At 62.4% G+C, this 6683-nt stretch carries 5 protein-coding genes; 4 read left to right on the top strand and 1 reads right to left on the bottom strand.

The annotated features are described in order from the left end of the window. Positions 1–21: 21 nt before the first annotated feature. A complete protein-coding gene (locus B4E36_RS03955; protein ID WP_292054183.1) occupies positions 22–2175 on the bottom strand; it encodes an indolepyruvate ferredoxin oxidoreductase subunit alpha in 2154 nt (717 codons plus the stop codon). Between the two features lie 308 nt (positions 2176–2483). Between B4E36_RS03955 and B4E36_RS03950 the strand changes: the two genes are divergently transcribed. The 4 genes from B4E36_RS03950 to B4E36_RS03935 form a co-directional block, all read left to right on the top strand. After that, entirely contained in the window at positions 2484–4019 is a 1536-nt protein-coding gene (locus tag B4E36_RS03950) for an ABC transporter substrate-binding protein (RefSeq protein WP_292054181.1), read from the top strand. 232 nt (positions 4020–4251) lie between these two features. After that, entirely contained in the window at positions 4252–5259 is a 1008-nt protein-coding gene (locus B4E36_RS03945) for an ABC transporter permease (RefSeq protein WP_292054179.1), read from the top strand. A 40-nt stretch (positions 5260–5299) separates the two neighbouring features. Then, positions 5300–6139: an ABC transporter permease gene (locus B4E36_RS03940; RefSeq protein ID WP_292054216.1), complete on the top strand. Its 840-nt coding sequence runs from the start codon at positions 5300–5302 to the stop codon at positions 6137–6139. Continuing rightward, on the top strand, positions 6136–6683 hold a 548-nt coding region (locus B4E36_RS03935; protein ID WP_345900006.1), incomplete at its 3' end, for an ATP-binding cassette domain-containing protein. The genes B4E36_RS03940 and B4E36_RS03935, both read left to right, overlap by 4 nt.

Genomic DNA, 6683 nt, shown 5'->3' with positions numbered 1-6683 from the left:
ATGTCGGTCATCATCATGGGTCTACTCGGCAAAAACGATGCGGCGGGACTGGCGGCGGTTCTGCAGCCAGCCGATCACGGCGGCGCGGACGCGGTGGACGAAGCGGTCCCAGCCGGTCGGGTTATGGATCACATCGGCGCGGTAGAAGGAGGGACAGAGAACCGCCGCCTCCGAAACCTCGCCGCAATTGCCGCAGCCGACGCAGGAATTGTCGATTGCCGCCACCGGATCGTCCTTCAACGGATCGTCGGTGTGCTTGACCGAGAGCGACGGACAGCCCGACAGCCGGATGCAGGCGTGATCGCCGGTGCAGACATCCTCGTCGACGCCGAAGCGTTCCTTGACCATGCGCTTGCCATCCTTCACCGCCTTGGCGAATTGTGGCTTCACCCGGCGCTGCTTGTTCAGCATGCATTCGGACGAGGCGACGATGATCTTCGGCCCCTCCTCCTTGGTCGTCAGCGCTTCGCGCAGCGTGTCGCGCATCGTCGCGACGTCATAGGTACGGTCGATCTGGCGCACCCATTTGGCGCCGACACCCTTGACCGCATCAACGATCGAATTGTTGGTCTTGCGGCGCGCATTGTTGGCGCGGGAGGAGAGAATATCCTGCCCGCCGGTGGCCGCCGAATAGTAATTGTCGACCACCAGGATGACGCCGTCCTGCTTGTTGAACACGGCATTGCCGACGGAGGTGGCAAGACCGTTGTGCCAAAACCCGCCATCGCCCATCACCGAGATCGAGCGCTTGTCGGATTCGACGTTGAAGGCCGAGGCCGAGGCCGGACCGAGACCGTAGCCCATCGTGGTGCCGCCGATATTGAAGGGCGGCAGGATCGAAAACAGGTGACAGCCGATATCGGCCGACACGTGATGCTCGCCCAGTTCCTTTTCCACGAGCTTCATCGCCGCGAAGATCGGCCGCTCGGGACAGCCGGTGCAGAAACCGGCCGGGCGCGGCGGCACGACCTCGGCCAGCGCCTTGACCTTGGGATCGGCAAGCACGGGGCCGGCATCGGGCACCGGCGGGCGGTTGCCAAGGATCTGCGGGGCATAGGCCTCGAAGAAGGCAGTCAGACCGTTGACCAGAACCGGCGTGGTGTATTCGCCGCCGAGCGGCAGGATATCCTTGCCGGAAACTTTTGTCTGGAGATCGCGGCGGCGCATCAGCGTGTGCAGCGCCTGCTCGATATATTCCGGCGCGCCCTCCTCCAGCATGACCACCGCCTTCTTGCCGGCGCAGAAGTCGACGACTTCCTCGTCGATCATCGGATAGGCGACATTCATGCAGTAAATCGGCACCCGTGCATTGCCGTAGACATCGGCAAGGCCGAGCTGCTGCAGGGCGCGCATGGCATTGTTGTAAAGCCCGCCCTGCATGATGATTCCGACATCGCCCTCTTCCGGGCCGAAATATTCGTTGAGTTTGTTTTCCTTGACGAATTCCACAGCCGCCGGCCAGCGCTTCTCCAGCTTTTCCTTTTCATGGGCAAAGCTTGCCGGCGGGAGCACGATACGGCTGACATCGCGCTTGGGGTTTTCCAGCGCCTCGCGGAGCGTAAAGGCCGGGCGCTTGTTGTCCTTGGCGGCGAACTGGCCATGGACATGGCAGGAGCGGATGCCGACCTGCAGCATGACCGGCGTGTTGGAGGCTTCGGAAAGCTCAAAACCCTTTTCGACCGCATCGACGATCGAGGGCAGGTTGGGGCGCGGCGTCAGCAGCCACATCTGCGATTTCATCGCGAAGGCGTGGCTGCGCTCCTGCATGATCGAGGAGCCCTCGCCGAAATCCTCGCCGATGATCACCAGCGCGCCGCCGGTGACGCCGCCGGAGGAAAGGTTGGAGAGCGCATCGGAGGCGACATTGGTGCCAGCCGTCGATTTCCATGTCACCGCGCCGCGCACCGGATACATCACCGAGGCGGAGAGCATGGCGGCGGCGGCAGCCTCCGATGCCGAGGATTCGAAGTGGACGCCGAGATCGGCCATCACATCCTTGGCGTCGGCCAGCACATCCATCAGATGCGAAATCGGCGAGCCCTGATAGCCACCGACATAGGAGACGCCGGACTGCAGCAGCGCCTTGGTGATGGCCAGAATACCCTCGCCCCGGAAGATATCGCCCTCGCCCAGTTTCAGGTCCTCGACCTCGCGTGCGAACGACCGTTCTGCCATCTCGATTTCCCCTTTTCCGTTGACCGGAAATCTGAATTAACATGCATTAGCATATTTTTGGGTTTCTTAAAATGTCAACTGAATTAGCGAATTCCGGCGCAATTTGCCGGTGATCGCCAAATCCCTGCGTCAAAAGACATGCAATTGCATATTTAAGCATCACAGTTGCAAAAATCTGCGCTCAAAACTTTAAACCTCAAATATTTGCCTTGCCGCGCGGCCCGATTTGCTCTTAGACTTGGATCAGACAACAAGCATGACCCCGCGGAAACGCGTCCGACGGGGTGGGGAACAACTGGAGCATCACCATGACGACCTTTACCCGTCGCCAGACACTTGGCCTTGGCGCAGCCGCACTGGTTTCAGGCATTCTCGCGGGCCGCTTGCCGGTCAACGCGGCCGAGACCGACACGCTTACCATCGCATTCAACGTCAACCTGCCGTCCTTCGACCCGACGGTCGGCGCATCCGCCGTCAACCCGACGATCCAGGCGATCTATCGCTCGATCTTCAGCCAGTTCATCGGCCAGAAGACGGATCTTTCCTTCGAGCCCGGCATCCTGACCGACTGGGGCTGGAACGAGGACAAGACCAAGGTGTGGATGGACGTGCGCGAGGGCGTGACCTGGCACGACGGTTCGCCCCTTACACCGGAAGACGTGGTCTGGTCGCTGGAACGCGCCGCCAATCCCGAGACCGGCAACCCGATCCAGTTTGTCTGGTCGACCATCGGCAACTTCTCGGTCGACGGCAACAAGGTCACCGCCGACGTGCTGCGCTTCGAGCCGACGCTGTTCATGTGGATGGCGTTCCTCACCGGCTATGTCATGCCGAAGGCCTATTACGAAAAGGTCGGCGCGGAAGGCTTCGAGAAGGCCCCGATCGGCTCCGGCCCCTATATGGTCGAGGATTATGAGGGCAACGCCTTCCTCAAGCTCAAGGCCTATCCCGGCTATTACGGCGAGAAACCCGCCTTCGACACCGTCATCTTCAAATTCGTGCCGGATACGACGAGCCGCGTTGCCGAGATCGAATCCGGCTCCTCGGACGTCACGCTGGAAATCCCCTATGAGGAATATGACCGCCTGATCGCCAAGCCGGGCCTTTCCGGCGTGGCCGAGCCGGTCTCCGATATCGGCATGATCTTCCTCAACAATATCGACGTGATGAACGACAAGAATGTGCGCCTTGCCGCCAATTACGCGATCAACAAGCAGGCGATCATCGACCGGCTGCTGTCGGGCTACGGCGTGCCGCTCGACACGCTGGAAGCGCCGGAATATTCGGCCTTCGATCCCGATATCAAGATACCCTACGACCCCGATCTCGCCGTCAAGCTGCTGGCGGAATCCGGCTATTCCGTCGACAATCCGGTGAAGTTCACGATCCAGACCACGCGCGGGCTGAAGCCCAAGGATTACGAGATGATCCAGGCGATCGTCGGCATGTGGCGCAAGGTCGGGATCGAGGCCGACATCGAGGTCTACGAGATCGCCAAGCATTACGAGCTGCGCGCCGCCGACCAGTTGGCGCCCGCCGCCTTCTACAACTGGGGCAATGCGATCGGCGATCCGACCACCTCGACCGGCTTTGCCATGTTCGGCCCGTCGCCGCATTCGGTCTGGAACACCGACGACCTCGACGGCATGATCGGCCCGCTCTGGGGCGAGATGGATGAGGAAAAGCGGATCGAGGGCTGGAAGGCCGTCAGCAAATACATCGCCGAGCAGGGCTATGTCATCCCGCTGCTGCAATATGTCCAGCCGATCGTGTTCAAGGACACGCTGACGGTGGAGCCGAACCTTTCGGGCGCGCTGCAGCCGACGCTTATCGCGCCGAAGTAAGGGTCAATGCAAGGGGGCCAACCTTTCCTCTTTGAGGTTGCAGGAAGGCCCCCTCCTCTCTGATGAGTCATGCTCGGACTTGATCCGAGCCTCCAGGCGACACGGAAAACGCTGCCTGGACCCTTGGGTCAAGCCCGAGGGTGACACGAGAGGGTGGAGTCGCTTGCGGAAATCCATTGGAAGAGAGCACCGCTCTCCTCCTTCAAACTTGAAGAAATGCGGCGGAGTTTTGATGTCTGTCACCGGAATTTTCAACCGGGCCGTGATGGCGGCCGTGACGCTTTTCGGCGTCGCGGTCATCGTCTTCTGTCTGCTCAGGATCGTTCCGGGCGATCCGATCGCGATGATGATCTCGCCGGGCGCCTCGGCTGACGATATCTTGGCGCTCCGGGTCAAATACGGGCTCGATTCCAGCATCCCCGTCCAGTTCGGCGTGTGGATACGGGAAATGCTGACGGGCGATTTCGGCACCTCGATCTCGCTCAAGCGCCCGGTGCTGTCGCTGTTGATGGAACGCTTGCCGGCAACGCTGGAACTGGCCTTCGCCGCGCTGGTCTTCGGCGTCATCGGCGGCGGCTTGATTGCGATCCTCGCCACCCTTGCCCGCCGCACGCCGCTGGAATCGGTCATCGACGTGCTGAACGGTCTGTTTCTCGCCGTGCCGGATTTCGTCTGGGCGCTGCTTCTGGTGCTGGTGCTCGGCGTCGCCTTTCCAGTGTTTCCGACATCGGGACGCGTCGATCCCTCGCTTTCGGGCGATTTCGCCACCAATTTCTACCTGATCGAAAGCCTCGTCACCCTGCGGTTCTCGCTGTTCTTCAATGTGCTCTCCCATATGGTGATGCCGGTGCTGGCGCTCGGCCTGCCGCTGGCCGCCGTCATCATCCGCACGCTCAAGGAAGCGCTGAACGAGGCGATGCTGCAGGACTATGTGCTCTTGGCGCGGCTGAAGGGCATGTCCGAAACCCGGCTGGTGGTGCAGGAGACGCTCAGGAACGCGATCGGCCCGACCCTGACGCTGACGGGCGTCCAGTTCACCTTCATGATCGGCGGCACGGTGATCGTGGAGAGAATATTTTCCTATCCCGGCATCGGCAATATGGCGATCGACGCGGTCATCAACCGCGACCTGCCGCTGATCCAGGGGATCGTGCTGATGTTCGGCCTGATCTTCGTGCTGATCAACATCGCCATCGACCTTGCCGGCAATTTCTTCAATCCGAGGCTCAAACATGGCTGACACCACGCTTGCCGGCGCCCCGCCCAAAAAACGGCACCCGATGCTGTCGGCGCTTCTCGCCGAACAGCGCGTGCTGTGGGGCGGCGGCATTATTGCCCTGCTGTTCCTGATCGCGATCTTCGCGCCGCTGATCGCCCCGCACAACCCGCTGGAGCAGGACCTGATGCTCTCGCGCATCCCGCCAGTGACATCGCCCGGCGCGGAGCCCGGCTATTATCTCGGCACCGACGATCTCGGCCGCGATGTGCTGTCTCGCCTGATCTACGGCACAAGGATCGCGCTGACCGTCGCCGTCATCGCCGCAGGCCTTGCGGCGATCCTCGGCTCGCTGCTCGGCCTGCTTGCCGGCTGGTACGGCGGCTGGACCGACCGGGTGATCTCGCGCCTCGTCGATATCTGGATGGCGTTCCCGCCGGTGCTGCTGTCGGTTCTGCTGGTGGCCGTGCTTGGCGCCGGGCTGCATTCGGTGATCGCCGCGATCGTGATCATCGACTGGACCCGCTTCTGTCGGGTGGTGCGCGCCGAAACCATCGCGCAGGCCAGCATGGACTATGTGACCGCCGCGCGCACCGTCGGCTTCGCGCGCATGCAGATCCTTGTCAAGGAGATCGTGCCCAATATCATGCCGGTCTTCGTGGCGCTTCTGAGCCTGGAAATGGGCATTGCCGTCGTGGTCGAGGCGATCCTCTCCTTCGTCGGCCTTTCTGTCTCATCCGACACGCCGACATGGGGCGGGATGATCGCGGCCGGCCGCCAGACCATCCATCATACGCCCTGGGTGCTGATCGCGCCGCTTTCAATGCTGCTGATCACCGTGCTTTCCTTCAACCAGCTCGGCAACGGCCTGCGCCGGGCGCTGGATCCGGTGATGCGCCGATGACCCTCTTGACCATCGAGGCGCTCAGCGCCGTTTCGCTGCGCGACAACAACCGCCCCGTGCTCTCCGATGTATCACTCACCCTTGAGCCCGGCGAGGTTCGCGGGCTGGTGGGCGAGAGCGGGGCCGGCAAATCGACCATCGCCAAGGCGCTGCTCGCCATGCTGCCGGCAACGGTGAAGGTTACAGGCGGCCATATCCGCTTCGAGGGCCGTGATCTGCTGACGCTGCCCGGCCGAGCGCTGCGCGAGATCATGGGCAACGAGATCACCCTGATCCCGCAGGACCCGCAGACGGCGCTGAACCCCGGCAGGCGGATCGAGGCGCAGCTCACCGACGGGCTCAGGCTGAAACGCGGCATGAGCGGCAGCGAGGCGCGCAAGGTCGCGCTTGCCATGCTGGAGGAGGTCTATATCCGCGATCCCGAACGGGTGATGCGCGCCTATCCGCACGAGCTTTCCGGCGGCATGCGCCAGCGCGTGCTGATCGCGGCGGCCTTCGCGATGCGGCCGAAACTGGTGGTCGCCGACGAGCCGACCACCGCGCT

The sequence above is a fragment of the Martelella sp. UBA3392 genome, assembly GCF_002358775.1.
In the GTDB taxonomy this organism is placed as follows: Bacteria; Pseudomonadota; Alphaproteobacteria; order Rhizobiales; family Rhizobiaceae; genus Martelella; species Martelella mediterranea.
Note: the sequence above shows the minus strand (reverse complement) of the source record. Positions and strands in the feature narration are given on the sequence as shown.

What these genes read in the sequence shown, in the direction of transcription:
- B4E36_RS03955 (WP_292054183.1), bottom strand. Translation starts at nt 2,175, where the DNA reads ATGGCAGAACGGTCGTTCGCACGCGAGGTCGAGGACCTGAAACTGGGC.
- B4E36_RS03950 (WP_292054181.1), top strand. Translation starts at nt 2,484, where the DNA reads ATGACGACCTTTACCCGTCGCCAGACACTTGGCCTTGGCGCAGCCGCA.
- B4E36_RS03945 (WP_292054179.1), top strand. Translation starts at nt 4,252, where the DNA reads ATGTCTGTCACCGGAATTTTCAACCGGGCCGTGATGGCGGCCGTGACG.
- B4E36_RS03940 (WP_292054216.1), top strand. Translation starts at nt 5,300, where the DNA reads ATGCTGTCGGCGCTTCTCGCCGAACAGCGCGTGCTGTGGGGCGGCGGC.